This is a genomic window from Microcoleus sp. F4-D5, from assembly GCF_036704885.1.
Lineage (GTDB): Bacteria > Cyanobacteriota > Cyanobacteriia > Cyanobacteriales > Microcoleaceae > Microcoleus.
The window spans coordinates 67,185-93,284 of sequence record NZ_JAUBSX010000020.1 but is presented as its reverse complement, the minus strand read 5'-3'; the positions used below and the strand labels follow the sequence as shown (position 1 = coordinate 93,284).

The following is a 26,100-nucleotide window of genomic DNA, read 5'->3' as shown; positions in this document are numbered from 1 at the left end:
GGCTTTCGGGCCTGTTCCACAACCGGATTGATTTTTTGTGGAAAGTAGGGGTTGGGCACGCGAACCCCTAAAAGAATCAATCCTTGGGAACGAAATTAAGAGCAGCAGAATTCATGCAGTAACGCTGACCGGTAGGTTTGGGCCCGTCGTTAAATACGTGACCGAGATGAGCGTCGCAAACAGCGCACAGTACCTCTGTTCGGCGCATGAACAAGCTGTTATCCGACTCGCACTTGACATTTTCTTCGCTAACGGGAGCGTAAAAACTGGGCCAACCGGTACCGGAATCGTACTTGGTTTCTGATTTAAATAAATCTGTGCCGCAGCAAATACACTTATAAATTCCGGGTTTTTTGTTGTCGTGATATTCGCCGCTAAAAGCTCTTTCCGTTCCTTTTTTGCGGGTGACTTTAAACTGTTCTGGCGTAAGTTGTTGTTGCCATTCTGCGTCTGTTTTTTCAATTTTTTTAGTCATGATTTGATGTTTGGTTAAGATGTATTTAGCTGTTGACGGTTAACTGTTAACTGTTAACTGTTGAGTGTTTGCGGTTAACGGTATATTGCTAGTTAACTCAGGCTTCCATTAATATTAACCTAATTGGCTCGATATGAACATACCACGGAAAAGGATTGTCCTTCATAGCCCTCCACTTTTCCTTGAAAACTTCGGCTTGCAAGTGATAATCTTGGGAATCATTGGGAAGCGAGTGCAATTTGATATATAATGTCACCCGGTGCGGAGTTTCCACAGTAGAGGCGATCCAACAAGCAAAAGTATTTTCGCGATCGCACCCGCTAACAAAACTCAGTTGATGAGCCCGAATTCCCACAGAAACTAGAGATTTGGGAATTGGTTCGACTACCGTCAGAGTACAGCCCCAGTCGATCGCCTCGACGACAGTTACGGAGATCTGTTTAGCGGCACAGAAGTTTTTACAGCCCGTCAACTGGGCGACGGTGAAGTTGCCAGGGCGATCGAAAATGTTCTGTTTTGTATCAAAGGCGATCGGCCTTCCCTCGGCCAATACCAACAGATTCTTGCACACCCGGTAAATTTCCTCTAAATTGTGGCTGACAAACAAAGTAATTCCCCGATAATTAGCCAGAGTCTGCATTAACTCCCGTTCCAGTTGACTCCGCAAATGAGTGTCCAAAGCAGAAAACGGTTCGTCTAACAGCAGCAATTCTGGAGAAGGGGCGATCGCCCTTGCCAAAGCCACCCGCTGCTGTTGGCCCCCTGAAAGTTCGTGCGGGTAGCGGTTTTCCAGTCCCGACATTTGCACCGAAATTAGCTGTTCTTTTACCCGAACTTGTTGCTCGCTTTCAGATAAATGCTGCAAGCCAAATGCAATATTTTGAGCAACAGTCAGGTGAGGAAATAAAGCATAGTTTTGAAACAAAAAACCGATCCGGCGGTCTTTAGAAGGTACATTAATGCCCTGTCCCGAGTCAAATAAAACCCTGCCATTGACTGCAATTTTACCGCTGCTGGGAGTTTCCAAACCGGCGATGCAGCGCAGAGTCATGCTCTTACCAGAACCCGACGCGCCCAAAATTCCCAGCACTTCCGGGCCGATATCAAAGCCAACATCCAAGGCAAAGCTGGAAAGAGGTTTGAAGACGTGCAAATAAAGTCCGCTTTTCGGTGGTTTTTGGGGTTTTGTGGTAAAACTAGACTTTACTTGGGGAACATTTGATTGCAATCTGTAGCTCGAATTCGCTTTGGGCGATCTTCTTTGTAAATCAGTCCAAAAATTAACAGCAGTTAGCACGCTCAGAGAAATACTTAGAATAATCAAAACCCAAATAGCAGCTTGCCTCATATCCCCAGCTTCCACAGCAAAATAAATTGCCATCGGAATAGTTTGAGTTTGGCCGGGAATATTCCCCGCTAACATCAACGTCGCGCCGAATTCACCCAAAGCGCGAGCAAATGCGAGAATAGTTCCTGCTAAAATTCCCGGCCATGCTAGCGGCAACATAATTCGCCAAAAAACTTGCCACTCCGATGCTCCCAAAGTGCGGGCTGCATTGAGAAGATTGGCATCAATTTGCTCAAAAGCTCCCAAAGCAGTTTTGTACATGAGGGGAAATGATACAACTGTGGCAGTAATGGCGGCGGCTTGCCAAGTGAAAATTATAGTTAAGTCGAACTGTAGCAAAAATTGACCGATCGCCCCATTTCTCCCAAACAGCAGCAGCAGCAAAAATCCCACTACTGTCGGCGGCAAAACTAAGGGAGAAATGAAAATCCCTTCAATTAAAGCTTTACCTCTGATGCGAGTTGAAAGCATCCACCGGGCGGCGGCTATTCCCATGAAAAAGGTGATCGATGTCGCAATAGCGGAGGATTTTAGAGATATCCATAATGGAGAAAAATCAAATTCCATAAATCGTAGGGACGGGTTTCACCAACAATAATTGCCTCAAACAAATAACTTTCTAAACCCGCCCCCACCCAAAGATAAATCAAAATATATAATTTTGGGATTCGCTCGTAGCGGCGGGTTTTACCAACTATATCGGGCTAATACCAATAATCTCGCAAACCCGCCCCCCCCAACGGCAAATCGAAATGTACCTCTTTGAATACACAAGGTTATCTGTTGTATGAGGGCGGGTTTATATAGATTGTTGGCGGGAATTAGATATTGTTGGTAAAACCCGCCCCTACAGAATTTGGTTGTATGAGACTAATTAACTAGCTATGCCAAACCCGTATTTCTGAAATACTATTTTAGCCCGATCGCCCGCTAAAAAGTCAACAAACGCTTTTGCAGCAGCGGGATTGCGCCTGTTTCTGATAACTGCCAGCGGATAAACAATGGGCGAGTGCAAATTTTCCGCAGCCGTTAGCCGCACAGTTACTTTATCGGATGTTTTGGCGTCAGTCGTGTAAACTATGCCAGCATCCGCACTGCCACTTTCTACAAATGTCAGCACTTGGCGGACGTTATTTGCTAGCACTAATTTTGGCTGGAGTTGCTGCCACAATCCAAGCTTAGTTAGCATTTCCTGAGCGTATTGTCCCACAGGTACGCTTTTCGGTTCGCCGATCGCAATTTTCTTGATTTTGGCATCTGTCAACTCTTTAAAATCGCTCAAAGCCAAGCCGTTTTTGGGAGTAATCAAAACCAGGCGATTTGTTAGCAAATTGCGGCGCGTGTCGTTAATTAGCAGGTTAGATTGCTGCAAATCGTTCATTTGCCTGGTAGCGGCGCTGAAAAATACATCTACCGGTGCTCCCTGCTGAATTTGCTGTGCCAGAGCGCCGGAAGCACCGAAATTATAAGTAATAGTAACGTTGGGATTACTGGTCTGATAAACTCTTTTGAGTTCTTGTAAAGCTTGTGAGAGGCTGATAGCGGCGGATACGGTTAATGAGGTGCGTTGCAGCGTCGCGACTGAGGAAAAGTTCTTAAATAAGTTCCAACTAATCAGCAGTGTTAGCATGACGGCTGCTGCGAGAATTAAGTTGGGAATACGTCTACTTTTCAGGTTCACAGTAAATTGTTTTGAATCTTTAATTTTCAATTTTTATTCGCGACAGGAGGGCTAACGCGCCGCGCCGCGTAACGCACCTCGAAGCGGTTAGTTAACAGGACTTACGCGCGAATTACAGGGATAAGGTGCGCAGTGCGCACCCTACATAATTAGTCTCGGAATGTTAATTTAAAATCTCCCTACGATCGCCATTTGATAGAACAGCCGATCGCCTCTGTAGTTGAAGGCTCAACGGGTTGGGTGTTGAGCAATTGGTCGATCGCACCTCGCAGATAAGACACCTGCACTGCGGCGGGATCTTCAGCATTGTCGTCAATCAAACCTTTGTAGCGCAATCTGCCGTCTTGGTCTAATAAAAACACCTCCGGGGTTTTAGAAGCCCCAAAACTTTCAGCCACATCTTGAGCAACATCTCGGATGTAGGGGAAATTGAGTTGATTGTTAGCCGCAAAAGTTTTCATATTCTCAAAACTATCTTCAGGATATTGATTTGCGTCATTAGCATTCATCCCGATTAAAGTAACGCCTCGCTCTTGAAACTCTACTTGAATTTCTTTCAGGCGATTTAGATAAAACTGCACGTAAGGGCAATGATTGCACATAAATATCACCGCTATCGCCCGAAATTTTTCTAAATATCGAGCTAAATGGTGAACTTCTTCGTCAACTCCCGGCAGTTCAAAATCGGGAGCGTAACCGTTAATTGGAGTACCCGGTGTATCGATTAGTAAACTCATGTTTTCACGAGGTGAAGAGCAGTTTTGCAAGCATGAAATATGAACTGTCAGCGCGAATAAAATTGGCTGTTTTTTGGATTTAGCTTAATTCTAGCCTTTACCAACAGCCTGTGAGTGATTCGTACTTGGCGATTTATCCCTCGTCTGGCTGTAGCCAACCTTGAGCCAGAGCTTGATACCCGATCATTTTGTACGCTAATTTGGCGGCGGTAAATTCTGAGACTACAGAATCTACAACGGGTGCTAATTCCATAATGTCACACCCGATTACTTCGTAGGACTCGAAGATGCGGCGCAAAAATCTGGTGAGGGAATACCAATTTAACCCGCCCGGTTCGGGTGTTCCCACCCCTGGAATTAAAGTCGGATCGATGCCGTCTAAGTCGATCGTCAAAAATACTCGCTTAGTTGTGATGCTGGCAATTGCCCGATCGACCCAATCCGGTTGAGTAGCGATTTCGCGAGCTCGAATCACGTTTAGCTGTTTTGCTTTAATCAAGTCGGCTTCTTCCTTGCAGATAGCGCGAATCCCGATTTGCAGTGTCGGCAAGCCCATATCTACAATACGCCGCATCACGCAGGCGTGGTTGTGAATCGAGCCTTCGTATTCGTGCCGCAAGTCGCCGTGGGCATCGATTTGCACGACTGTGAAAGGTTCGTTTGGGTATGCTTGGCGATAACCTTCAACAACGCCGGCAGTGATGCTGTGTTCGCCTCCGAGGGAGATGACAAATTTATTTTCGGTAACTAGCTGGTAGACTGCGGCTTGGGTGACTCGCAGCATTTCTGAGGATGAAACCCGTTGACTGTTGCGCGTATCGGCGATCGGCTCTTTTGTATAAATTCCGACATCGTAGCAAACTTCGGAATCCAATTCTTCGTCGTAGCACTCGAGTTGATGAGAAGCTTCTAAAAGTTTCGCGGGCCCGTTTTCGCACCCCCGGCGGTAAGTGGTTGTTGCCTCGTAGGGAATTGGTAAGATAACTACTTTGGCAGTGTCGTAGTCCGGTACAATTTCGGAACCGAGAAACGGCACTACAGAAGTTGAAACGATCGTTGGCATAAGGGAAATTTTAATAAGGCAAAGAAGTCAGCATCTTTAATCCTGACATAATATCGGCTCTAACTGCAAATTCAGAAAGAATAAAGAAGAGGGAAGAGGGAAGAGGAATTAAACGCAGAGAACCCAGAGGACGCTGAGGGAAGAGGAAAGAGGGTTTGGGATTTATGTCCTAGCAGTTGCCTCGAATTGCGATACGGTTTGTAGTAATGACTTGAGTCCTTTGCAGCCTTGGATTCATCTAAAATCTAAAATCTAAAATCTAAAATCTAAAATCCCATGACATCTTCTACTCCCACTCCGTCAACTGCTGTTGTCCCTCAAACTTGGCTGTGGAAAGGCTTTCCGATTTGCTACCAGGCTGCGGGTTCGCGCGGGCCTGCGGTGGTGTTCGTCCACGGTTTCGGCGCATCTTGGGGTCATTGGCGTAAAAATTTGCCGGCGCTGGCTGCTGATTGTCGGTGTTACGCGATCGACCTCATCGGTTTTGGCGGTTCTGCTAAACCCGCGCCCAAACTTGAGATTGACTATACTTTTGAAACTTGGGGACAGCTAATTGCTGATTTTTGTCGGGAAGTTGCGGGCGGGCCGGCTTTTTTGGTGGGAAATTCGATCGGCTGCGTGGCAATTATGCAAGCCGCTGTGGATTTTCCCGATATTGCTTCCGGTGTAATTTTACTTAATTGTTCTTTGCGCTTGCTGCACGATCGCAAACGCGCCGAAATGCCGTGGTATCGCAGTTTTGGAGCGCCACTTGCACAAAAACTTTTAAATGTCAAGTGGATAAGTCAATTATTTTTTAAACAATTAGCAACGCCAAAAACAGTAAAAAAAGTGCTTTTGCAAGCTTATCGCCGTCCCGAAGCTGTCACCGACGAACTGGTAAATATGCTGCTGAAACCTGCCCAAGACAGCGGCGCAGTGGAAGTATTTGTAGCATTTATCAGTTATTCTCAAGGGCCGCTACCGGAGGATTTGTTGCCGCGTTTGAGCTGTCCTGCTTTGATTTTGTGGGGTACGGACGACCCTTGGGAACCGATCGCATTGGGGCGAGAATTGGCAAAGTTTCCGGCTGTTGAAAAGTTTATTCCTTTGGAAGGCGTAGGTCATTGTCCCCAAGATGAAGCGCCGGAATTGGTCAATCCTATTTTACTCGATTGGATTAAAGGGCGATCGGCGTTTGCAGAAAATTAGTGCTTTTGCTCCTTTCATCTGCGTTAATCTGCGTCAATCCCTTGTCATCTGCGGTTTACAAATTATCTTTTTTTTACCGCAGATGATGGCAGATTAACACAGATTAACGCAGATGAATTAGATGGTTGGCTGTTGACTGGATTTTACTATTCCGATGCTACCGGAATTGATATTACACGAATATGAAACTATCAGGGGTAAAGCCGCCTTGAATTACAGCTATTTGGTCAGATGTACCAGCCAAATTGATGGAGTTTCCAACAATATTGTAGTCAGAGAGACTCCCACGTAACTGAATGCGATCTATTCCTTGTTGGAAATCCTGAATCAGTGCAACTCCTGTTCCCTGATAGTATGTCTTGGTCGCATCACCGAGAACAAAAACATCTCTACCTCGACCGCCAATCAGCACATCGGTTTCATTGCTTCCCGGTGTAGCACTCAAGGGATTGACTCCAATCAGGGTATCACTGCCGCGCAAACCTGAGAGTGTATCGTTACCATCTCCTCCTACTAAAGAATTGTTTTGGATGTTTCCGGTAAGTACATCTACATTCGGAGTACCTGTGACGTTAACGAAATTCTCTACCGTAAAATTCAGAGTGCCGATACCGGGTAGATTGTTAACCGCCAAACGATTTTGCGACAAATCTACATTAATAGAAGCTGTGCCGCTACCTGTAGAAGCATCGATGGTATTAATCTGTCCTAAAGGAGCAATTATTTGTTCTATATTTTGCAGGGTATCTGTACCTGCTGCGCCTTTATCTACAATACCTTTAGCCTCAATGGTAATGCCGCTGCCCAGGGAAAGATAGCTAATTGTATCCGTGCCTAATCCTCCAGTTATGGTATCTGTGCCGCTACTGCCTAGGATGAAATTATCTAAACTATCTCCGGTAATATTGTCGTTTCCTGCTGTGGTACTAATACTGTTAGCTGGCGTCGGGGGTGGAGTTGGGTTTTGGGGAAGTAAAGCAGAATTCGTAAGTTGTGCGCCTTGATTTTGGGGAGGTTGGTTGCCCGCTGCGCCTTGATTTTGGGGAGGTTGGTTGCCCGCTGCACCTTGATTTTGGGGAGGAGGATTACCTGGTGCGCCTTGATTTTGGGGAGGTTGGTTGCCCGCTGCACCTTGATTTTGGGGAGGATTGCCTGGTGCATTGATTGAATTAGGAAATAGTGCTGGCATGATGTAATTACCCGGATTAGTTTTCTAAGTTTGCATCAGTTGTCAGGCTAGAGAAATGAATTCTCAATCGGCCTTTGAGTTAGTCTCTACAATCATTAAGTTGGTGGAATATGACATTTATCCCTGTCGTAGGATTACAGTTTTGTAATGTGGAGAAATTAGCGTTTTTCCGAATTTTGAGGTAAATTACGATCGCCCGGTGGGCGCGGTGGAATGCCCAAAATTTTAATCAACTCTGCTTCGGTGACTCCCAGCTTTTTCGCTGCACCGGGAATATCTAAACGAGGACGGGGCGGTGGGCTGGGCGGGCGATTATTTTCAGTTGGCGGTTCGGGCGGTTTGGCGGGTAGCCCCAATGCTTCGATTAACTCGGCTTCGGTGACTCCTAATTGTTTGGCAGCAGCGGCAAAATCTATACGGGGCGGATGTCTGGGCGCTTGACTGGGTTCGGGTTGGCTCTGGGCCAGTAGAGTATTAGAATTAGCTGTAGTCCGATCGGGAAAAGTCAAGCTGCTAAATCCCAGCAGCAAGGCTGTAGCAGGTAATGCCAGCAGTGAAGCAATTTTCATGATAGTTACGATGCCGATCCAAAAATGTTTATAGCTACATCAAACTCCCCAAACATGACCTGCAACATTGTGGATAGATTACAGTTTTGTAATTTCAGTAAATCCACGCTCGCGGTATAATCGCAACCTAATCGGTAAATCTATGAATGTTCTATATATTGAAGATGAAGAAAAAATCGCCAATTTTGTTTGTATCGGCTTGAAAGAACAAGGCTTTGTTGTGGATTATTGCGATAATGGCAATGATGGCTATGAGCGGGCGATGGATAACGAGTACGATGCGATCGTCCTGGATATTGTTTTGCCGGGAAAAGATGGATTATCTATTCTCAAACACCTGCGAAAGGCGGGACGCAACGTACCCGTGATTTTATTAACTGCTCGCAATGAACTCGACGATCGCATTGAAGGATTGCATCTCGGTGCTGATGACTATTTGGCTAAACCGTTTTTTGTTGAGGAGTTAGTTGCTAGGATTTATGCTGTAGTGCGGCGGGCTTCGGGCGGCGGGCAAAATATTCTGAGCGTTGGCCCAGTTAAGCTCGATCGCATTTTGCGAGAAGTTACTTGCGATCGCCATGCGGTAGAACTTACAACTCGCGAGTTTAATCTTTTGGAATATCTGATGCGATCGCCCGGTAGGGTACTCACCCGCACGCAAATCCTCGAACATATTTGGGGTTATGATTTTAATCCGAATACGAATGTAGTAGATGTATGTATTCAACGCATTCGCAAGAAAATTGAACCGATCGGCGGTACGGGATGGGTTGAGAGCGTGCGGGGCGTTGGCTATCGGTTTCGCAAACCAGATTCCCCATCGTGAAACTGCAATCTTTTCGCTTTCGCATTACTCTATTATCTGCTGTTCTGGCAAGTGTTGCTCTGATTGGCTTTAGTATTGTTTCGTGGTGGTTGATTTACGATGCTAAGGTCAAGCGTCTTGATGCGGAAATCAAAAATCAGTTAATCCAATCTACCCGCCCGCAATCGACCCAATGGAATGTTTATAATGATTCTTTGCCATCAGTTTTGGGCATGAATGATGGGGAAACAACCGTGGCTTTGCTGGTGACTGACAGAGATGGTAATTTGCTCTACCGATCGAGCCAGTGGCAAGATGAAATTGATGCCAATTCACTGTGGCGATCGCTGCCTCAACCGCCTCCCGATCGTGCCAGAATACCTTTTCAATTAGAACCTCCCCCTCCACCACCTTCACTCTATCCACCACCTCCCCATCCACCACCTCCCGATCGACCGGATTCATTTTCACCGAGAGAAAGAAGACCCCCGCGCGATCGACCTCCTCAATTCGATCGACCCAATTTTCCTCAAGTTTTCAAAGCTAAACTAGCAACCCAGCGTACTAACAGGGCTGTTTGGCGTGTGGGCGCGATTCATTCTCCTCAGACTCAAATAGCGATCGCTGTTAACTTACAAGCGATCGATCGGGAAATGGCATCGATTCGCAATATCTTTTTATTTTCTATTCCCGTAGTGCTTTTACTCGTGGCGGGTGGAGCCTGGGTGATATCGCGGAGTATTCTATATCCTATTGGGCGACTGACGATGGCTATTCGCAATGTTACCGTACAAGGACTCGATCGGCGCGTCCCTGACGGAGCAACGGATATAGAGTTTGTAGAATTAATTTTTGTGTTCAATCAGATGTTAGAACGTCTGGAGCGAAGTTTTAAACAAGCTTCTCGTTTTAGTGGAGATGCCGCCCACGAATTAAAGACTCCGCTGGCAATTTTGCAAGGTCAACTAGAACGGGCTTTGCATCAAGTTGAATCGGGTTCGGAGGTACAGCAAACCCTGAGTAATTTATTGGATGAAGTGCGCCGTTTGAGTGAAATTACTCGCAAACTTCTCTTACTCTCTCACGCCGATGCCGGACGTATGGGTTTACATTTAGTTGAGGTGAATATGTCGGCTTTGCTATCGGAAATTGCTGAAGATATGGAACTGCTAGCACCGCATTTAGACGTGCAAATGGCAATTGCTCCTAATTTATATATCAAGGGCGATCGCGATTTGCTGGTGCAGGTTTTGCAAAATCTGGTTGGTAATGCGATTAAATATAATTTACCGAAGGGTTGGCTCAGGTTACAGGCTAACTGTCAGGGAAAAAGAGTAATTGTGAAAATTGTCAATAGTTCTCGCGATATTTCTGTGAGGGAGCGCGATCGTATTTTTGAGCGCTTCCATCGCGGTGACTCGACTCAGATCCAAAAAATTGAAGGATCGGGATTGGGGCTAAGTTTAGCAAGGGAAATCGCACGGGCCCACGGCGGCGATATCAAACTAGATGCTGCAATACTTGGTCAAACAGGGTTTATACTGAGTTTACCTGTGGGCGATTAGCCCCTTCTCGATCATAGTCCTTTAAACAAAAAGAGTTTTGTAGCTTTTTCTAAGTCTTATACCAAATCCGGCTTAAATACCCCGATCGGGACTTAAACAAAAATCAGTGCTAAGCATGGTAAAATCCATTAAAGCCAGTTTTGGCTTGGTTTGCGCTTAAAATTTGTTTAAGTCCCGTTAAGAAATTACAGGCTAGTGGAATTGAGGAATCATCAAGGTTACACATATTAGGAGAAGGAGCAAGTAATGACGGATAGTGAACTCCAAGATGATGTCATCAAAACAGATGAGGATACTGCTGACGAGGATAGTGGTGATAGTGGTGGATTGTATCCTTACGATCCAACTGAAGCAGATATTGATATTAGAGAAGATCCTCAAACTGTTTTTGAGTTATTGAGGAAATATGACAATGGCAGGCTGATTATCGATCCAGATTTTCAACGCAATGTAGTTTGGGAATTAGACAAAAAAAGTAAATTTATTGAATCTGTTATCCTAAATTTCCCCCTTCCTCCCTGGTATTTAAATCAAACAAAAGAGGGAAAACTAATTATTGTAGACGGTCTACAGCGGACTACAGCTTTACATGAATTTGTTAAGAATGAATTTAAATTAAGTGGTTTAGAAGCATTAACTAGGTTGAATGGCTACACCTTTTCAGAACTTAAAGAACTACCAGGTGACTATGAAACAAGGATTGAAGATAAAAAACTTTACATATATCTTATTAAGCCCTCTGTTCCCGTTAAAGTTGTCTATGATATTTTCAATAGAGTTAACACAGGAGGAACTAAACTTGAACGTCAAGAAGTTAGAAACTGTATTTTTTCAGGAAAGTCAACCAAGCTGCTAAAACAGTTATCAGAAAAAGAATATTTTATAAAGGCTATAGACGACGGTGTTTCACCCAAAAGAATGAAGGATAGAGAAGTTATTTTGCGTTACTTGGCTTTTAAACTCTTTGATTATGAAAACGATTATCAAGGTGATATGAGTGATTTTGTAGAAAGAGCTATGAAAAAAATTAATTTAATGGATGATCGAGACATAGATATATTAAAAAATGATTTTGAGCGAGTAATGAATTTAACTTTTGAATTTTTTGGTACTAAAAATTTTCGTTTGCCCTCTGGTCAAAATAGGGGAAGAATAAATATCGCAATTTTTGAATCTGTGTGTTATTTTTTCTCTGCAAGGAGTGATGAGTTTTTACAATCTCACAAGAAGTCTATTCAAGATAACTTTATTAAATTGCTTGAAAATCCAGCATACTTTGACGCTATAAAGTATTCCACGAGTAGCAAATCTAAAGTTATTACCCGCTTTAAACTAGCACAAGATATTTTAGGAGACGTATAAAATGCTAACTAAAATAGAGTTAAAAAACTTTAAGTGTTTTAAAGATGAAATACAGTTTCCTTTAACACAGATCAACCTGTTAACAGGCATAAATGGGCGTGGTAAGTCTACTCTTTTACAAGCTTTGCTTTTAATGCGACAATCTATTGAGCATAGTGAAGTGACAACCCAAATTCTGTTGAATGGAAGTTGTGTAAGACTGGGTAATTTTGTTGATGTTAGGAATAGTAGTATCTCAAGAGATGAACCCATTGTACTTAAATATTATTTCCATGAAATTGTTCATCCCAATAAAGTTATTCATAAATGTATGGAATATTTATTAATAGAAAATTTACATGATGATATGGTGGCAGAAATCAGAGAGATCAACTTGTGTAATAAATTTAATTTAGACAATTCTGTTACTACGGTACAGAGAAAGTATTTAAAAAAAGACAATACTAATGAATACTCAACTACTGAGAATGAACCAAAAAGATTGGGCGACTGTTCATTAAATAATTTAATACCTAATGATTCTAGTTTAATAGAAGATGAAAAATTTTATTTGAATTCCTTAGATGAATCTTTCAATTTTAGTCATATCCACTACATTTCAGCCGATCGCATTGGCCCACAAGAATTTTATTTCAAGTCCACTTTGAAAAAGTTTCCTAATGTAGGTGCAAAAGGCGAATTTACAGTAAATTTGCTTTATAGAAAAGGAAATGATTTAGTTGATGATACGTTGTGCAGAGGAGAGAATGCAAAGACATTATCTAATCAAACAGAAGAATGGCTAAGTTATGTTTTTGAGGGAGCTAAAGTAGAAATATCACAATCAAGAAGTAACATTTTAGAACCTTTATTTAATACCAACGCCTCAAAAGATCGTTATAAACCAGCTAATGTTGGCTTTGGATACCATTGCATTTTGCCAATTATTGTTTCAGGATTAATTGCTAGAAAAGGTGAAATATTAATTGTAGAAAACCCAGAAGCGCATTTACACCCAAAAGCGCAATCGCGACTAACTCACTTTCTAGCTAAGGTTAGCAGTTGTGGCGTACAAGTTTTTATTGAATCACATAGCGATCATATTTTAAATGCCTTGCGAATAGCTGTGCTTGATAAAATTATTGACCATGAAAATTTAAATATATTATACTTACAGCTAAATTCCGATCAACCAGTTGTACAAATTCCTGTTCAACCTAATGGAGGAATTGAAGAATGGCCTAAAGGATTTTTCGACCAAATGGATAAAGATTTTGAACGTCTTTTTGGAATCTAAAATGGAAATTTTTATTAATGAAGTATCCCTTGAGGGACAGTATCTTAATGATGCCGAATTCACAAAAGCAGTAATAGTTTTTAAAGCTATTTTTGAAGTGATTAATGAAAAAATTAAAGATAAACAGATATATAAGGAGGATACTAATTTCTTTGTCAACTATGAAGCGGTAAAAGGCTCTAATTTTAATCAAAGCTTAAATCAAATTAAAGATAAATCACTTAAACTAGCCTTCAAGAATATTGTTTTTAATAAATCAAATCCTAAAGAATGGCGTACAGAACAAGTACATTCTTCAACAGACTTGTTTGATTGTTTGATGATTAATGGACAGTACAAGGTTGTAAATGATACATCATTAGCAGAAATAGCTGAGAGAAAATTACAAAACAGTAGTTCAACCTATTTATTAATTAATTTTATTAATTCCAGTTTTCACCTTGTTCATCCACATATTACTAATTGTTGCTTAATTACTATAGTTAAAAATAATGATGAAGTAAATTGTATAAAATTAGATTGTCTTGATGATAAATCTGCGCTGGAAGCTTGGCTAGAACATACATTTAATTTAAGCTGTTCAGTATATGATGAACTCTCTAATGACCCTCCCAGAGATGAGCAAACTATACTAAGAGACAAACAAAGATTTGAAAAAATTTCATCCAGGTTTCAGGGCAGAGCTATCTACCGCGAAGTAGCTACAGACCGCTATTGGTATGTAGATAATTTACATTTCGGGAAATCCGCTCACTTAGAAGTGTTTAATAAAGCTAAAACTCATGTTGGAGAAGCTGATATAGAAGGCAACATTGATGAGTGTAAACAAGATGAAAATAAAAAATTAGACATTAATTGAACCGGCAGACCCGATCGCCCGACACCCGCGCAATTTCGATACTTGCCCGGCTACACTTCCCACAGCGCCGGTGGCTGCCGAAATAAAAATAATGTCGTCGGCTTTGACTTCTACCCAATTCAACCCAACCCAAGCAATCATACCCGTCATGCCGAGGTAAACCGAAAGCAAAAATTTAGCCGTAGCGAGAATACTTTGCTAAGTGAACAAAAAAACCTGTCTCAAATTTAATGACTTCTCCAATATCTCGCCATCGCCGTTTTTTTAAATATCGAATAGCCCTGCTCATCAGTATAATCGCGATCATCCCTTTAGGTTACGTAGTGAGATTTTCTCGCGGCCCTGCACCGGAATGGTTCAACGACTCTTTTGGGAGCATAGCCTATGAGGTATTTTGGATTTTGCTGGTAGTTCTGATCTTGCCGCGATTTTCGCAAATTAGGGCGGCTGTAGCTGTGTGTCTAGCTACCTGCGGAGTAGAGTTTCTCCAACTGTGGACACCTCCGTTTTTACAAGCAATGCGAGCTACTTTACCCGGAAGGCTGATTTTGGGACATCACTTTAGTTGGTCAGATTTTATCTCTTATTTTGTGGGGAGTTTTTTAGGTTGGTTGTGGGTGCGGTGGCTTCATTTCACTTGCTTCCGCTTGTAAGTTGTACTGGATTTAAATTGTATATTGCGACGACCAGAGCCAAAATCGTCAAATCCTCTCCCAATCGGGTTCTCTCCCCATCTCTCGAACACCACAGACAATCTAGATTCACAAAAGCTTAAGGATATGGTTGCGGTTATTTTCACTATAGCTAAGCGATCGGGTTAACTTACAATTGAGAGTTTTTAGGAGTTGAAGTGGGAGCTATATTTCCGCGATCGCGCCACAGCAACAAGGGAATGCTTAACGTTCCTAAAATCATTACAACTCCAGTCAGAATCCAAACTAGCACACGATTTGGGCGATAATCACCTCGCTCAATTTGCCAGAAAACTCGATTATAACGCCATGCTGCTAAGGCAATGACCGCAATGCCAAAAACTACCAGACTCAGCCCTAAAGTTTCCGAGTTGAAGAAGGGAGGAGAGGAAACTTCTTGCTGAGTCACTGTAGCTTGAAATTGACGTAGAAATAAACTGAACCGACTGATCGCAAACCCAAAACCAATTAAAGCCAGTGAAGTTCGTAACCATGCAAGAAAGGTGCGTTCATTTGCCTGATGTTCGCGCTGTCGGTCTATTTTAGAACCCTTGTTCATCAACCCTACCTTTCTAAAATATCTTAAGCTTTCCCTCGTTGATTATTGTTTCACTTGTGATTGCGGAGGGAAGTATCGGTATTGCGATCGCGATTCATCATCACCAAAAAATATAGTATCAGTAAATCGACAAAAAAGCGATCGCCTTCCTCTCTACCAACAGAAAAGAAGAGGACACAGCATTGCTGTGTCCCTACAAATACCCCAGTTAAAATCCAGTTTAAAAAGACTTAGCCGCACCACCGGACTGAGCCTTTTTCTCCAACCAATCCTGACCCAATCTGATTGTCACGTCGGACTGCAAAGAACCGGTACTCTCAACCAGCACATCTCCAAAACCCAAAAACTGGCGAATCGCTTGAGCACCTTTAATATCGCCCTGTTGAGCTACTAGAGTAGTTACCTCCAGCGGTTCGGGCCAAGCTTTATAAACCTGAACATTCCGATAACCGGCTTGAGTCAGAGTATTGACAAAATCTTCAACAGCCGATCGATCTCCGGTACTATCTTGAATAGCCACCTTGAGAAAAGTCGCATCAGCATTTTCAATTGTCCAAGTGTTTTGGCCGAAGTCAAAATGTTCTGACACCAGAGTTTCGATGCCACTTTGATCTGGCAACCAAAAACTCGCCTTGTAGTCCTTAGAATCGCTGAATTTGCCGGGAACCATCAACATTTGCACGCCAGCGCGATCGGTTTGAGTAGCAAAACCAGCTAAAGCCACCAATTCTTCTATACTCAAATTGGTGTCAATGTGAGACTGAATCACCGACAAAATTTTCGGTAGTCGAGACAGCAAACCTACATTTACTTCCTGTTCCACAAAAGCCCGCATCAACAATTGCTGGCGCTGCACCCGCCCGATATCGCCCAAATCGTCGTGCCGGTAAAGCAAATAATGCACGATTTGTTCGCCGTTGAGTTTCTGCTTGCCAGCCTTTAAATCTATATATAAATGCTGGCTTTCATCGGTATACTTCATGTCTTTAGGGACATTAATAGTAATGCCACCAAGTGCATCCACCAAACTTTTGATGCCTTGAATATTGACTGTGACATAGCGGTCAATTCCCACCCCGCCCAAGAGTCCGCTCACTGCCTTTGCTGACGAAGCCGGGCCCCCGTAGTAATTAGCTTCGTTTATTTTCACCTCGCCCCTACCTTCAACATAGGTGCGGGTGTCACGCGGAATCGAAAGCACGCTTAACTTTTTATTTTGAGGGTCAAACCTAACCAACAGCATGGTATCGGTTAACCCCTTGAAAGAATTTTGCCAGACCTCGTATCCCAGATCCTTATCGGGATGGCCGTCGAGGTCTGAGCTGAGAACTTTAAGTCCTAAAACTAAAATATTAACTGGGCGAGTCAGCTCCGGCATCTTCATGTTGAGCTTTGCCATGTCGCCTTGAGAAAACACAGCCGCTTCTTCAGGGCTCAACTTTTGTTGCTGAAGCGGCGTTGTAGAAAGGGAGACGGCTAGCAACGCTCCGGCTGTGGCTGAGAGCATGGCTACTCCAGCCAAACCAAAACCAAAACCCAGCCAGCGACCTCGATGGGGCTGGGAAGCTTTTTTGGTTGAAGGTTGGGCAGTTGATTGTTGGATAGGGTCTTGATTAGGAATTTTTTGAGCTGGCACTGGCTTCCTCACACACAACAAAAATAAAAAAGATAATGGCAATATGTAGTATCAAGCTGAAGACGCAATCAATCAATAGGGTAGGGGCTTAAAAGAACCCTAAATTATGATAAATGTTTGCCTACTACTTGCTCGGCTAGGCGACTCATTCCTGGCAACCATAGCGGTTGACGCTTCCAGAGGCGAACCATCAGTCCCAGAGCAACGATGAAATAGCTGGTTGTTAGCAGGCTACTCATTAATAACATGGGAAGTGTCGGAGATTCCGCAGAAATTGCTCCAGCTTCTAAAAGAATATGTCCTAAGAGCCAACTAAAAGCAAGGGCAATTGCCAAGCGGCTGACGGCTTTGCGTTCGGGGCTTCCCTGACGGCGGTAAAGAGTCCACAGGGCGGGGAAAAAGCCGATGACTGGGATCATTAATACAAACAGACTTGCACGATCGAGTTCAGGATTTTCTAAGGGATCTGTTTTTTTCATAATTCGCTACCCAAAATTTGCAGGAGGTGAGATTTTGCACACAAGTTATTTGTGAGAGGGAAAATTTATATCCTAAACCAAAATTCCCAGAGCAGGGCTGGGGCGGGATCGCCAAACTTGTCTGTCAGAGGCAAAATTTTTTGACCCTCCCAATCTCGCGACCGATCGTTGGCAACTTTTCGACCCGGAGACCCGTATTTTGATAAACTGGATACAGCACAGCAGACAGGAGAACAGACTTAGCCATGACCCAATCCCAAAAATCAATCGTTATTGCTCCATCCATATTATCAGCCGATTTTAGCCGTCTCGGAGAAGAGATTCAGGCAGTCGATCGAGCTGGGGCTGACTGGATTCACGTAGATGTGATGGACGGTCGCTTTGTTCCTAATATTACTATCGGGCCGCTGATTGTTGAGGCAATTCGCCCCGTTACTACCAAGGTGATCGATGTCCACTTGATGATTGTGGAGCCCGAGAAGTACGTCGAGGACTTCGCTAAGGCGGGTGCTGACATTATTTCGGTTCACGCCGAGCATAATGCTTCGCCTCACTTGCACCGCACCCTCGGCCAAATTCGGGAATTGGGCAAAATGGCTGGTGTGGTTCTGAATCCTTCGACGCCTTTGGAGTTGATCGAGTACGTGCTGGAACTTTGCGATTTGGTGCTGATTATGAGCGTCAATCCGGGCTTTGGCGGTCAAAGTTTTATCCCGGCCGTTTTGCCGAAAATTCGCCAGTTGCGTAAAATGTGCGACGACAAGGGCCTCGATCCTTGGATTGAGGTAGATGGCGGTTTGAAGGGGAACAATACTTGGCAAGTTCTGGAAGCGGGCGCAAATGCGATCGTCGCTGGTTCTGCTGTGTTTAAGGCGAACGATTACGCAGCGGCGATCGAGGGTATCCGCCACAGCAAGCGCCCGACTCCTGAGTTGGCTGCGGTTTAATCAAAAATTCGATCGTGTCCGGCGAATTACCCAGAATAAAACTGGTTCGCAGTCAGGACTAAAGTCCTTAGTGGCTAAAAGATTTCACAAAAGACTGAAGTCCTGACTACAAACTGTTTTATGACTTTTTAGCTAAACAGACGGGAATCCCCACACTATACCGATCGAGGTGAGTGTGGGATAAAAAGGGATAGAAAGGATCAACGAAAGTGAATCGTCTCGACTATTGGAGGTTGCTAACCTTTGAGGGCAGATCAATTCACGATCGCCCCCGGCAATAAACTACTCGCCCAGATTAATCCCGGTTGTTTGCGGCGGTATCGATCGGTCTGTCCTAGTTTTAAAATATGCTGAACTTATTTTACATTAAATACTGACGAGTCGCAAAACAGGGTTAAACTCAACGATATACACTCTGGATTAAAGAAACACTACGAGGCTGATGTAATTCTTCACCAAAATTCAGCATTCGGTTGCGCTCTAACAAAACTTCAATTCGTCGATCTGGTTGCCCATCTAAAATCAGATAACGTAATTTTTGATTGATTTCTAATGCAGAAATGAGCGCTTTTTTTCCCAAATTGCCAATTCCATTCCGACAAAGGTTGAGTTTCAATAAGATTTGGTTCCGTGCAATCGAATGGGCGATCGCACTTGCACCGATATCTCCAATCTGATTGGGCTGTGCTCCCAACACTCCTGTAGAGGGACTATAACCTAAATCCAGATTACTAAGTTTGGGATGGGTTGCCACTGCTGCTAATAATGGATTGCACCCTGCTACCCCAATTCCATTGCTAGCTAGTCCTAAATCAACCAGTGTTTTATTTTCTGCCAATCCATCCACTAAAACTGTAACACCTCGATCGCCAAGATGATTGACATTAAGAAATAAGCCAGTAATCACAGGATTATCAGCTAAAAGATTAGCCAGTAAAGCAGCATGGTTTTCCTGAATTTGATTGCCGCCCAAGTACAGCCTTTCAACAGTACGATTGGTGTAAGTCAAAACCTCTAAAATGGCTGCTAATCCCTCATCTCCTATTTGAGTATTGACCAAATCTAGCGTGCGGATACTTGTATTGTGACGCAACATTTCCGCTAGACGATCTGCACCTCCTACGCCAATCGGATTGCGTTTTAACCACAAACCAGTTATAGATTGATTCTGCGTCAGCGCTGCGGCAAGTGCAGCAATACCTGTTGATGAAATCGCATTGCAACCTAAATAGACAATCTCTAAACGGTTGTTACGTTGAATCAATCGCGCCACATCCTTAGCACCCCGATCGCCAATACCATTGGTTCCCAATAACAAGCTAGCGATCGCATCATTGTTTGCCAATGCTTCAGTCACTAAATGACATCCCATTACACCTAAATCTTGCTTGCACAAATCAAGTCGTCCATCGGGCATGACTGTGCCGCGCGGGAAGACTATTTTTTGAGCTATCGGTCGATCGGTTTGGAGATAATCGATTAACGATTTGAGTTCCATTACAACTTCGGAGGAAGAGTCTATAGGGTTGGGTAACGGACAGTGAAGAGCGGTATTTATCATCATTTGCTACCAGGGATAGGGGGCGTAGTCTTTAAGAAAATGACCGTAAATCGGAGGCTCGGGGTTTTCAATACCTTGAACGATCGGATCGTAAATTCTTGCCATCCCATCAATCGCATCTAAGGGCGTGTAAAAGCCTTGTTCTCCTTGAACTCGTATTTTCTTAGGAGCGGGATTTTCATTGGTAATCCAACCCGTATCGACGCTGTTCATGAAAATATTATATCGAGCATAATCAACCGCCGAGGTTCGCGTCATCATATTCAAAGCTGCTTTTGCCATATTGGTATGGGGATGATAGGGTGTTTTACTGGATCGGTTGAATTGTCCTTCCATTGCTGAAACGTTGATGATAAATCGTCTTTCAAAGGATGAACGAAGTAGTAATGGTTTGAGTTGACTGTTAAGCATGAAGGGTGCGATCGCGTTCACCATTTGTACTTCAAGTAACTCAATCGTATTTACCTCATCGAGTTTTAGCAACCAGCTATTCTCGGGGCGAAGATCCAGTTGTTGTCCGTCAGCATCGAAGCAATCGCGCGGGAAGTAATCAGCGATCGCACCCGGTAGGCGATCTTTGTAATGCGGTTGACTTTCGAGTAAAATAGATTGATGTCGAGGTAATTGCTCCTTTAATAGATTGCTATCGATCGGGATTAATGCTTGCGCGTTATTGCTGAGTATTTGTGATGCTTCTTCTTCTCGCTCTAAGAGATGCTGATAAAATGCCAATGGACGCTTGATAGTTTGAGCTGCATTGTTGATAATCAGATCGAGAGCTGATTCAGTATGGAATAAATCCCGTACAAATGTTTCTACTGCTGGAATATTTCGCAGATCGAGTCCGTGAATTTGCAGGCGATCGCGCCACTGCTCGAAATCGGGTTCTAGACTATAACGATTAGCACAGTCATAGGGGAATCTTGTGGTGAGAATCACCCTCGCACCATCTTGCAACAGCCGCAATCCCATCTGATAGCCAATCTTGATGCGTCCGCCTGTCACTAATGCAGTTCGCCCAACTAAATGGGTTCGCTGTTGTCGTTTTTGGTAATTAAATTGAGCACATTTTGGGCAGAGTGAATGATAAAAAAAATGAATTTCTGTATAGGGTGTTTTGCAAATGTAACAAAGGATGGGCTTGTGCAAATGCTGCGATCGGGTTGTTGATTCTGGTAACGCAGCGCATGGCTGTTGTTGGTGCTGATGCTGCACCATGACGGTTGATGCTTTGAGTTGCCTATCTTCAATTCGTCGTTGTTGTTGTTGAGTTTGACGCAAACCTTTGCGTCCCTGTTTGTAGATTTTGGCAACCAAACTTTTGAAGCGATCGTGTTCGCCAATGACCGCTGGATCTTCTGAAATTTGTTGCAGAACATTGAGGCAAATTTCTAATTGGTCTGGTGGGATATTCATCTTGACCAACCCTTGAGAAATTGAGCGCGAAAACCCCTTCATATATCCAGATTTGATATTGATGGGTGGGGCTAAGAGGATTTGAACCTCTAACTTCTTTCCTGCAGAGAAAGCGCTCTTCCATTGAGCTATAGCCCCCAAAAAGGTGGAACTGAGGGAGGCTCGAACTCCCAACCTCCGCGATGCTGTCGCAGTGCTCTTCCTCTTGAGCTACCAGTCCCAAATCTTAGAAATCGCTGATACTACATTAGACCTCTGGAAAAAAGACAGTCAAGAACAGGCAGGATGCCTGTTCCACAATAATTATGGGAGAAGTCTATTATAGTTATATCAATTCCGGTAGCATCGGAATAATTATTGGCCGGAATCAGGAGACTATTGTGGTGCAACTCAAGCTGTTTTACGATCGCACCCGCAACGTCAGGCGCACTGTATCCCCAATAAAGTGAGGAATGCGCCAGCTAAAGAGCCATTTTTTGATAGTTTTCAGCAACTCCACATCCGCCAAAGTCGAAGCCTCAGCATCCACAACTATGCGGCTGGGGCGCACCTTACTGAAGACAATTTCTAACACCAATTCGCCGTTTGTACCGGGCGGGACTCTCAGAGTTGCCAAGTGTTCGTTTAAACTATCGATCGCCACTTCATCCAACCCCGTAGCACTAACGATTTCTACAGGTGATGTGCCGCGCGCCTTTGACGGTGCACTTGGGGCGCTGCCGGCGACTGGTGCGGACAATGGATATATCCGTTCCTCTATGCGGTTAAATTTGATGCCGCGTGCTACTTCTTCAGGTTCTTCTTCGTCAGTAAGGGCAAAACATTTCATCAATCTTGCAACAGGTGCAGAACCTCGAAGCATCATTTCCTGCGCCATAAAGTCCGTGCCGCCAAATACGCCCTCATATTCCACCGCTTCCGGCATTTCTACCGGCAGGTTCATCGCGATCGATTCCGTACCCGGTTCGACGCGCACATCATCGCTGACAGCCACAAAAGCCGTGTACTGCGACAGAAGCTGATAGGTTAGCGCCGTTTCTGTCACTGTTTCCACTCCCACCTTAGTGTCGTACTGCACCATCTGATTCATCAAATCTTTGATGCGGTGCCGCCCCCAAAGCTGGGCAACTGCCGGATTTCCAGGATCTGTAAAGTCGAGTTGGTAGGTTTGGACGTACTGGTGTCCGCCTGCGCTAACCCCTTTAATATGAAGCGTTCCAGCTTCGCGATCGCCCTTTTTTCCAAAGAGAACCAGCGGTTGTTCGGCAAACAAATCCGGCGCAACTGACGGATAAATTACCGGATTTTCGCCCTCTCCCTGCCAAGTAATTTCCAGATTTACCAACACCGGATTGTTGATTTGCCGGAAGAACTTTTCGACAAATTCGTTAACCGGTTCGTCGTGCCGGATAATCCGGGAGATTCCCCGCCCGATTTCCGCAATGCGATCGAGCAAAAAGCGATTGACGGAACTCCCCGCACCGAAACTGTACAGGCGATTCCCCGATTTGAGATGTTGCTGCACTTCGGCGAGAACTTGGTTTTCGTTGCCGATGTAACCGTCGCTGAGGAATACCACAGTTCGCAAGCGCCCGGATGGTGCGGGAAAATCGATCGCCGCCCGAATCCCGCCCAACATTTCCGTAGCGCCAGAAGCGCGAAGTTTGTTGATATATTCGATCGCCTGTTGTCGATTTTCTGCTGTATTCGGCAGGGGTTGTTTGGACAGTCGCCGCACTTTGTCGGAAAAATCCAGAATCGAGAAAGTATCCGCTGGATTCAGCCCGTTAATAAATTGCCGCAACAATGCCTGACATTGCTGCAAAGGCGCACCGGATTGCGAACCGGAAGTATCGACTAAAAAAACGACATCTTTCGGCACAATTTCATCAGTTTTGTACTCGATCGCCGGAATCAAGTAAACTGCAAAATGCCCGCCGCGATCGTCTGCTTGAGTTAATACGGTCGATTGAGTTTCTCGACCAGCAATTTGATAGCGAACAATCAAATCTTTGTTGGGAATTGTATCTTGATTCCCCAATTGAACGCGCACCCTCAGCCCATTTTTTTGCTCGCTTGCTAAGGAAGTTTGGGGAGAGTCGAAATATTCAATTTGCAGTTGGTGGGATGGGGAATTGACATTACGAATCGGTATGCCAGCCTCAATTTCCAGCGTCACGCCGATATCGTGTCCCGATCGCATTCCCGGTGGCAAAATCGGGGCATTGAGGCGCGACGCATCGGGGACAATATCGGTAGACGAATTGACTGTCATTGGGGCTGGGGCGCTACCGCTAGCAGCCGTTTCATCCAGCGGCGTACCGGGAATATATCGCGGCCCGACAACCATCGGAAAAATGAATTCGTAATCGCCAGCTAAAAATTTCAAACTGTCAGTGTAGCGAATCGTGACATCGATTGATTCACCCGGTTTGATGTTGGCGAGGGACTGGGTGAAAATATTATCTCGTTCTTGTTCCAGCAAACCCGCAGTCCGCCCTTCTTGTTTGGCTTTTTCGTAAATTTTTTGGGCTTCTTCGCGTTTTTTGATGCTGCCTTTAATAGTGCGATCGCCAATTTTAATTTCCATCTCATCTACCGCTGCTTCCTCCGGTAGCGGGAAAATATAGACGGCTTCTAATGGCTTGGTGAAAGGATTTTCAAATTGCTGCGAGACTTCAACTCGCGATAAATTTCCGGCAATTTTTGCTCTGACTTCTGTATGTTTCAGGGGAAAAACGAGTTGTTCTCTCTCTGGGGAACGCACGTATAATCCACTGGTTCGATCGGTTGGAGATTTCAAGGATGGCATAAAAGTAGTCCTCCATAAATGATACATCAAAAAGAACTGCAACACGCATCGTCTCGACTGCCTTCATTCTAGCGATTTTGTTTGGGTTTCAGCGCTTGATTTGATTGTGTTTTGTTTTGTTTGTTTTGGATAAAGATTAAAAAGGGAAGCCGGAACTATCGATCGAGAAAAACAACGGATTCCAGTAGGTATCGATCTGTCCTATTAAATAATCGGCTTAGAAAACAGGAATTATGCAAAAAAATCGGTTTTTGGGAAAAATTGTCGCTTTTTTCGAGAAATATTGACGCATAAACCAGGTTTTTGGGTTCTGTAGATCGTGTTTTCTTGCGTCTTAGAACCCCCCAGTACCCATTAAAAAGAGGGGAGCAAGAGGGTCAAAGTCCCCTTTTTTGCTCTCCTCGTGAGCTGGAAAATGTATTCTGTGTTACAGAGTAATGGTAATAGGTAATAGGTAATTGGCTCCAAATGACTAACCCATTACCCATTACCTATTACCAGTTCTTAGATCGAGTTATTACCACAGATCGGGGAGAGCCGATTTTTTGTATGCGATCGAGCAAAAGGACACGGCATTGCCGTGTCCCCAGGGGTATCGATTTAGACCGCTACAAAATCGGCAACATTAATCAGCCCTGTTGACACATTGCTGAGAGTTGCTAACAGTTGACCGGAACTGGTAACTCGGAGCAAAGTAGAATTATTTTCTACAGTAATGCTCAGTTGCGAGAAACTTAAACCGCCCCTCAAGCCGATCGCATCGCGACCATCTTGAAAGTCTAAAATAGTCTCGCGCCCGTTGTCGATACCTAAGATAAATCGATCGTCCCCAGTACCTCCAATCAAAGTATCATTCCCCTCATCTCCAAATAACCAATCGTCCCCAGCACTACCCAGTAAACTGTCTTCATCCTTGCCGCCATAAAGAGTATCGTTTCCAGCATCACCGTTGAGGGTATCCTGACCTTCATTGCCAAACAACAAATCGTTGCCCAAATCACCGCACATCTGGTCTTGAGCGCCAGCGGAGGCGATCGTCAGAGGGCTGCCAATATCCCCGTACATAGTATCTTCTCCGTCGCCACCACAGAGAGTATCGCTGCCCTCATCCCCAAACAGCACGTCGTTGCCCAAATCTCCTAGGGCCAAATCATCACCCTTGCCGCCATGCACTGTATCGTTTCCATTACCGCCAGAAAGCGAATCTTCGGCTTCTTGCCCGTTCAGGTAATCGTCGCCACTTAGGCCAAATAGCAAATCGCGACCTGTAGAATCGATGTCTGAAGGGTTAAGAGTACCACCGTATAATGTGTCGTTACCCTCATCGCCAATTAAAGTATCGCTCTGTTTGTCTCCAAAAATTATGTCGTCATCTTTGCCACCGTAAGCAACATCTTCGTTCTCGCCCCCAAAAATTAAATCATTTTTAGCACCCCCGTTGAGGTAATCATCGCCCTCATTGCCAAACAGCACGTCGCTATCTTTGGCAGAGGGAAGAATGGTTGTATTTCCTCGATCGAAGCTGAGGTAAGATCCGCCATAAATATTGTCATTGCCAGTGAAGCCAACCTCCAAGTCGTTACCATTTAAGCCGTTGATATTGTCATTGGTAATCGAACCCTCCAGAATGTCGTCGCTTTCTGTACCGTTGGTGGTGCTATTTGTTTGGTTGGGGCCGCGAATAGCAGTCTGGCTGGGAAAGGTTATCTGCTTGCAAATGCAATCTTCGTCTTGAGTTTCCGTTGGAGTTGGAGTCGGAGTTTCCGTTGGAGTTGGCGTCGGAGTTTCCGTTGGAGTTGGCGTCGGAGTTTCCGTTGGAGTTGGAGTCGGAGTTTCCGTTGGAGTTGGCGTCGGAGTTTCCGTTGGAGTTGGAGTCGG

23 protein-coding genes and 2 tRNA genes are annotated in these 26,100 nt (G+C 44.4%); 8 read left to right on the top strand and 17 right to left on the bottom strand.

The genetic code is table 11. The annotated features are described in order from the left end of the window. Positions 1 to 76 precede the first annotated feature (76 nt). The 5 genes from msrB to speB form a co-directional block, all read right to left on the bottom strand. A complete protein-coding gene (gene msrB, locus QUA80_RS12280) occupies positions 77 to 475 on the bottom strand; it encodes a peptide-methionine (R)-S-oxide reductase MsrB (RefSeq protein WP_333424784.1) in 399 nt (132 codons plus the stop codon). A gap of 97 nt (positions 476 to 572) precedes the next feature. Continuing rightward, positions 573 to 2,318 carry a molybdate ABC transporter permease subunit gene (gene modB / locus QUA80_RS12275; RefSeq protein ID WP_333424783.1) on the bottom strand — a complete coding sequence of 582 codons (1,746 nt, stop codon included), beginning with the start codon at positions 2,316 to 2,318 and terminating at the stop codon, positions 573 to 575. 379 nt (positions 2,319 to 2,697) lie between these two features. Continuing rightward, entirely contained in the window at positions 2,698 to 3,504 is an 807-nt protein-coding gene (modA, locus tag QUA80_RS12270) for a molybdate ABC transporter substrate-binding protein (protein WP_333424781.1), read from the bottom strand. 179 nt (positions 3,505 to 3,683) lie between these two features. Then, complete coding sequence (locus tag QUA80_RS12265; protein ID WP_333424779.1) at positions 3,684 to 4,241, bottom strand: thioredoxin family protein; 558 nt, start codon at positions 4,239 to 4,241, stop codon at positions 3,684 to 3,686. Positions 4,242 to 4,374: 133 nt separating this feature from the next. Continuing rightward, the gene (gene speB, locus QUA80_RS12260) at positions 4,375 to 5,304 is read right to left on the bottom strand and encodes an agmatinase (protein ID WP_333424777.1); all 930 of its coding nucleotides are present in this window, start codon (positions 5,302 to 5,304) and stop codon (positions 4,375 to 4,377) included. Between the two features lie 276 nt (positions 5,305 to 5,580). Between speB and QUA80_RS12255 the strand changes: the two genes are divergently transcribed. After that, on the top strand, positions 5,581 to 6,495 hold the full coding sequence (locus QUA80_RS12255) for an alpha/beta fold hydrolase (RefSeq protein ID WP_333424775.1): 915 nt from the start codon (positions 5,581 to 5,583) through the stop codon (positions 6,493 to 6,495). A gap of 172 nt (positions 6,496 to 6,667) precedes the next feature. On the opposite strand, the gene QUA80_RS12250 is transcribed toward QUA80_RS12255, so the two are convergent. Together QUA80_RS12250 and QUA80_RS12245 are read right to left on the bottom strand one after the other, a co-directional pair. Next, positions 6,668 to 7,684: a M10 family metallopeptidase C-terminal domain-containing protein gene (locus QUA80_RS12250; protein WP_333424774.1), complete on the bottom strand. Its 1,017-nt coding sequence runs from the start codon at positions 7,682 to 7,684 to the stop codon at positions 6,668 to 6,670. 158 nt (positions 7,685 to 7,842) lie between these two features. Then, on the bottom strand, positions 7,843 to 8,253 hold the full coding sequence (locus QUA80_RS12245; RefSeq protein WP_333424772.1) for a hypothetical protein: 411 nt from the start codon (positions 8,251 to 8,253) through the stop codon (positions 7,843 to 7,845). Between the two features lie 142 nt (positions 8,254 to 8,395). On the opposite strand from QUA80_RS12245, the gene QUA80_RS12240 reads away from it, so the two are divergent. From QUA80_RS12240 to QUA80_RS12220, 5 genes are all read left to right on the top strand, one after another. Further along, a complete protein-coding gene (locus QUA80_RS12240; RefSeq protein ID WP_333424770.1) occupies positions 8,396 to 9,079 on the top strand; it encodes a response regulator transcription factor in 684 nt (227 codons plus the stop codon). Beyond that, on the top strand, positions 9,076 to 10,623 hold the full coding sequence (locus QUA80_RS12235) for an ATP-binding protein (RefSeq protein WP_333424768.1): 1,548 nt from the start codon (positions 9,076 to 9,078) through the stop codon (positions 10,621 to 10,623). The genes QUA80_RS12240 and QUA80_RS12235 overlap by 4 nt, the downstream gene beginning before the upstream one ends. 246 nt (positions 10,624 to 10,869) lie before the next feature. Next, positions 10,870 to 11,985, top strand: a complete 1,116-nt coding sequence (locus tag QUA80_RS12230; protein WP_333424766.1) for a DUF262 domain-containing protein — start codon at positions 10,870 to 10,872, stop codon at positions 11,983 to 11,985. Position 11,986: 1 nt separating this feature from the next. After that, positions 11,987 to 13,261, top strand: a complete 1,275-nt coding sequence (locus QUA80_RS12225) for a DUF3696 domain-containing protein (protein WP_333424764.1) — start codon at positions 11,987 to 11,989, stop codon at positions 13,259 to 13,261. Between the two features lies 1 nt (position 13,262). Continuing rightward, a complete protein-coding gene (locus QUA80_RS12220) occupies positions 13,263 to 14,120 on the top strand; it encodes a hypothetical protein (RefSeq protein WP_333424763.1) in 858 nt (285 codons plus the stop codon). On the opposite strand, the gene QUA80_RS12215 is transcribed toward QUA80_RS12220, so the two are convergent. Continuing rightward, positions 14,106 to 14,291, bottom strand: coding sequence for a hypothetical protein (locus QUA80_RS12215; protein WP_333424761.1), 186 nt, complete (start codon positions 14,289 to 14,291; stop codon positions 14,106 to 14,108). The genes QUA80_RS12220 and QUA80_RS12215 overlap by 15 nt on opposite strands. Positions 14,292 to 14,350: 59 nt before the next feature. Here QUA80_RS12215 and QUA80_RS12210 point away from each other — a divergent pair, with 59 nt between their 5' ends. Beyond that, the gene (locus QUA80_RS12210) at positions 14,351 to 14,773 is read left to right on the top strand and encodes a DUF2809 domain-containing protein (protein ID WP_333424759.1); all 423 of its coding nucleotides are present in this window, start codon (positions 14,351 to 14,353) and stop codon (positions 14,771 to 14,773) included. A gap of 169 nt (positions 14,774 to 14,942) precedes the next feature. Here QUA80_RS12210 and QUA80_RS12205 read toward each other — a convergent pair whose 3' ends face one another. The 3 genes from QUA80_RS12205 to QUA80_RS12195 form a co-directional block, all read right to left on the bottom strand. Next, positions 14,943 to 15,371, bottom strand: coding sequence for a DUF202 domain-containing protein (locus QUA80_RS12205; protein ID WP_333424757.1), 429 nt, complete (start codon positions 15,369 to 15,371; stop codon positions 14,943 to 14,945). A gap of 220 nt (positions 15,372 to 15,591) precedes the next feature. After that, positions 15,592 to 17,007: an LCP family protein gene (locus tag QUA80_RS12200; RefSeq protein WP_333424756.1), complete on the bottom strand. Its 1,416-nt coding sequence runs from the start codon at positions 17,005 to 17,007 to the stop codon at positions 15,592 to 15,594. A gap of 104 nt (positions 17,008 to 17,111) precedes the next feature. After that, positions 17,112 to 17,486, bottom strand: a complete 375-nt coding sequence (locus tag QUA80_RS12195; protein ID WP_333424754.1) for a hypothetical protein — start codon at positions 17,484 to 17,486, stop codon at positions 17,112 to 17,114. Between the two features lie 245 nt (positions 17,487 to 17,731). On the opposite strand from QUA80_RS12195, the gene rpe reads away from it, so the two are divergent. Then, complete coding sequence (rpe, locus tag QUA80_RS12190; protein WP_015179568.1) at positions 17,732 to 18,433, top strand: ribulose-phosphate 3-epimerase; 702 nt, start codon at positions 17,732 to 17,734, stop codon at positions 18,431 to 18,433. Positions 18,434 to 18,833: 400 nt separating this feature from the next. Here the strand turns inward: rpe and QUA80_RS12185 are convergent, their stop codons facing one another. The 6 genes from QUA80_RS12185 to QUA80_RS12160 form a co-directional block, all read right to left on the bottom strand. Next, positions 18,834 to 19,931: a ribonuclease inhibitor gene (locus QUA80_RS12185; RefSeq protein ID WP_333424752.1), complete on the bottom strand. Its 1,098-nt coding sequence runs from the start codon at positions 19,929 to 19,931 to the stop codon at positions 18,834 to 18,836. A gap of 69 nt (positions 19,932 to 20,000) precedes the next feature. Next, on the bottom strand, positions 20,001 to 21,410 hold the full coding sequence (locus QUA80_RS12180) for an SDR family NAD(P)-dependent oxidoreductase (RefSeq protein ID WP_333424750.1): 1,410 nt from the start codon (positions 21,408 to 21,410) through the stop codon (positions 20,001 to 20,003). A 66-nt stretch (positions 21,411 to 21,476) separates the two neighbouring features. Next, positions 21,477 to 21,548 (bottom strand) — tRNA-Ala (locus QUA80_RS12175). Between the two features lie 8 nt (positions 21,549 to 21,556). Then, positions 21,557 to 21,631: transfer RNA gene (locus QUA80_RS12170), tRNA-Ala, on the bottom strand. 179 nt (positions 21,632 to 21,810) lie between these two features. Continuing rightward, the gene (locus tag QUA80_RS12165; protein WP_333424748.1) at positions 21,811 to 24,222 is read right to left on the bottom strand and encodes a VIT domain-containing protein; all 2,412 of its coding nucleotides are present in this window, start codon (positions 24,220 to 24,222) and stop codon (positions 21,811 to 21,813) included. A gap of 600 nt (positions 24,223 to 24,822) precedes the next feature. Further along, the coding region (locus tag QUA80_RS12160; RefSeq protein WP_333424746.1) for a calcium-binding protein at positions 24,823 to 26,100 on the bottom strand (1,278 nt) is incomplete at its 5' end.

Excerpts from the sequence above, each read along its gene's own strand:
- QUA80_RS12250 (WP_333424774.1), bottom strand. The coding sequence starts at position 7,684 with ATGCCAGCACTATTTCCTAATTCAATCAATGCACCAGGCAATCCTCCC.
- QUA80_RS12185 (WP_333424752.1), bottom strand. The coding sequence starts at position 19,931 with ATGGAACTCAAATCGTTAATCGATTATCTCCAAACCGATCGACCGATA.
- msrB (WP_333424784.1), bottom strand. The coding sequence starts at position 475 with ATGACTAAAAAAATTGAAAAAACAGACGCAGAATGGCAACAACAACTT.
- QUA80_RS12180 (WP_333424750.1), bottom strand. The coding sequence starts at position 21,410 with ATGAATATCCCACCAGACCAATTAGAAATTTGCCTCAATGTTCTGCAA.
- QUA80_RS12195 (WP_333424754.1), bottom strand. The coding sequence starts at position 17,486 with ATGAAAAAAACAGATCCCTTAGAAAATCCTGAACTCGATCGTGCAAGT.
- QUA80_RS12265 (WP_333424779.1), bottom strand. The coding sequence starts at position 4,241 with ATGAGTTTACTAATCGATACACCGGGTACTCCAATTAACGGTTACGCT.
- QUA80_RS12255 (WP_333424775.1), top strand. The coding sequence starts at position 5,581 with ATGACATCTTCTACTCCCACTCCGTCAACTGCTGTTGTCCCTCAAACT.
- speB (WP_333424777.1), bottom strand. The coding sequence starts at position 5,304 with ATGCCAACGATCGTTTCAACTTCTGTAGTGCCGTTTCTCGGTTCCGAA.
- rpe (WP_015179568.1), top strand. The coding sequence starts at position 17,732 with ATGACCCAATCCCAAAAATCAATCGTTATTGCTCCATCCATATTATCA.
- QUA80_RS12220 (WP_333424763.1), top strand. The coding sequence starts at position 13,263 with ATGGAAATTTTTATTAATGAAGTATCCCTTGAGGGACAGTATCTTAAT.
- QUA80_RS12225 (WP_333424764.1), top strand. The coding sequence starts at position 11,987 with ATGCTAACTAAAATAGAGTTAAAAAACTTTAAGTGTTTTAAAGATGAA.
- QUA80_RS12210 (WP_333424759.1), top strand. The coding sequence starts at position 14,351 with ATGACTTCTCCAATATCTCGCCATCGCCGTTTTTTTAAATATCGAATA.
- QUA80_RS12205 (WP_333424757.1), bottom strand. The coding sequence starts at position 15,371 with ATGAACAAGGGTTCTAAAATAGACCGACAGCGCGAACATCAGGCAAAT.
- QUA80_RS12245 (WP_333424772.1), bottom strand. The coding sequence starts at position 8,253 with ATGAAAATTGCTTCACTGCTGGCATTACCTGCTACAGCCTTGCTGCTG.
- QUA80_RS12165 (WP_333424748.1), bottom strand. The coding sequence starts at position 24,222 with ATGCCATCCTTGAAATCTCCAACCGATCGAACCAGTGGATTATACGTG.
- QUA80_RS12230 (WP_333424766.1), top strand. The coding sequence starts at position 10,870 with ATGACGGATAGTGAACTCCAAGATGATGTCATCAAAACAGATGAGGAT.
- modB (WP_333424783.1), bottom strand. The coding sequence starts at position 2,318 with ATGGGAATAGCCGCCGCCCGGTGGATGCTTTCAACTCGCATCAGAGGT.
- QUA80_RS12240 (WP_333424770.1), top strand. The coding sequence starts at position 8,396 with ATGAATGTTCTATATATTGAAGATGAAGAAAAAATCGCCAATTTTGTT.